Origin of the sequence: Microcystis sp. M53598_WE2, assembly GCF_030067735.1 — a bacterium.
Classification (GTDB): Bacteria; Cyanobacteriota; Cyanobacteriia; order Cyanobacteriales; family Microcystaceae; genus Microcystis; species Microcystis aeruginosa.
In genome coordinates, this window is record NZ_JASJFE010000630.1 from 1 (window position 1) to 1,794 (window position 1,794).

Sequence of the window (1,794 nt, forward strand, 5' to 3'; positions counted from 1 at the left end):
ATGGCGCCGATCAAGCAGTATTTATCTTAGCATAACAGATGACAGTTTGCCAAGAGTGGAACCCAAGAGTTGAGCGATCGATCTATAATTTATGCAGCAGTTCTCTAATATAGTGGGGGATTTCAGGCTTAAAAAAGCTATTATGATGAGAAATCAAAGATATTTACTAACTTTTATCGGTTTATTGGCTTTATCCTTGCCAGTACAGGCTAATAATGCCGTTTACCTTAGCCAAAGTTCTAATCCTGCCACGACTTTTGACAGTTATCGTCAAGAATGTTTACAAAGAGCGCGCGCGGAGGGATTAGCTGCTGATGTGGCAAAAGACCTATGCGACTGCACGATTAAAAAATTCCAAGCTCGTTATAATCTACAGCAATTCCGCACCCTCGTGCAGAAGTCGAAAACCGATAAAGCTGCCGCTAGGACTTTAGCGAGTGTGGGAGAAGCTTGTTTTGATGAGATTTTGTATGAATAGCAGGGATAGGGGGTTTTTTAGCTATCACCAAAAAAGCTCTCCCTGCTCCGCAGCTCTGGCGCTCATAGACAGTCTTAACAAGTAATTTAGATAGTCAACAGCTTATTTTTGAGTATCAAGACGATTATCAATGGCGATAATTTCTCTCTCAAATTCTTTAGGAATGCCTCTCGATTATTCATAATTTTATGTGTATTATTATCTATCTAAATTCTTGGAGCTTGTTGCTGTATAATCGGAATGACTGACCCCGCTTTTGAACTATGCCTATTCCAGATTTTCAATCGATTATGTTGCCGCTATTAAAAATACTTGCAGATGGCAAAGTTTATAAATATCGAGAAATTTTTGAAGCCTTGGTCAGAGAGTTTCAAGTCACGGAAGCGGAAAGAAAAGAAATGCTTCCCAGTGGACAACAAGAAATTTTTGCTAATCGAGTCGGTTGGGCAAAAACCTATTTAAAGAAAGCGGGATTAATTGACTCACCCCAAAGGGCAACTTTTGTAATTTCTGAGAAAGGAAAAGAAATCTTATCTCAAAATCTAGACCATATCGATACAAAATTTCTCAGGCAATTTCCTGAGTTTCAAGAATTTACTAGAGTCAATAAGCAAAATGAAACTATTACTCTTGAAAGCAATTTATTAGCTTCTGATCAAGAACAAAACCCAGAGGAATTACTAGAAAACTCCTATCAAGAAATTCGTCAAGCATTAGCGACAGACTTACTTTCTATTCTGCGAAAATTATCCCCAGATGCTTTTGAAAAATTAGTAGTAGAATTACTGGTAAAAATGGGTTATGGTGGCTCGATTAGAGATGCAGGTAAAGCAGTGGGTAAGAGCGGTGATCAAGGGATTGATGGGATAATAAAAGAAGATAGACTCGGTTTAGATATAATCTATATTCAAGCCAAAAGATGGGCTGATAATAATGCCGTTGGTCGTCCAGAAATCCAGAAATTTGTCGGGGCATTAGCGGGACAAGGAGCCAAAAAAGGTATTTTCATCACCACTTCCTATTTTACCCAAGAGGCTTTAGAATATGCCCCCAGAAATGAGATAAAAATAGTGCTGATTGATGGGGAAGAATTAGGTCAATTGATGATTGATTATAATTTAGGTGTATCGACCAAAGAAATCTATGAAATCAAGAGAATCGATCATGATTATTTTGGGGATGAATAATAACGTAGGTTGGGTTGAAGCATGAAACCCAACGCCCGCATAGTTTACGCTACCGCTAACTCATCCTACAAATAATTGTGCCTCCCTACTTATAACTTAGGTGTATCGACCAAAGAAATCTATGAAATC

At 38.2% G+C, this 1,794-nt stretch carries 2 protein-coding genes; both read left to right on the forward strand.

What is annotated here, in order from left to right:
• The first annotated feature begins 142 nt into the window (after nt 1-142).
• Nucleotides 143-478, forward strand: a complete 336-nt coding sequence (locus tag PX636_RS12795; protein ID WP_147071731.1) for a hypothetical protein — start codon at nt 143-145, stop codon at nt 476-478.
• Between the two features lie 263 nt (nt 479-741).
• Complete coding sequence (locus PX636_RS12800) at nt 742-1,665, forward strand: restriction endonuclease (protein WP_012267329.1); 924 nt, start codon at nt 742-744, stop codon at nt 1,663-1,665.
• Nucleotides 1,666-1,794 lie beyond the last annotated feature (129 nt).

Coding starts and splice junctions, on each gene's coding strand:
- PX636_RS12795 (WP_147071731.1), top strand. CDS start 143: ATGATGAGAAATCAAAGATATTTACTAACTTTTATCGGTTTATTGGCT.
- PX636_RS12800 (WP_012267329.1), top strand. CDS start 742: ATGCCTATTCCAGATTTTCAATCGATTATGTTGCCGCTATTAAAAATA.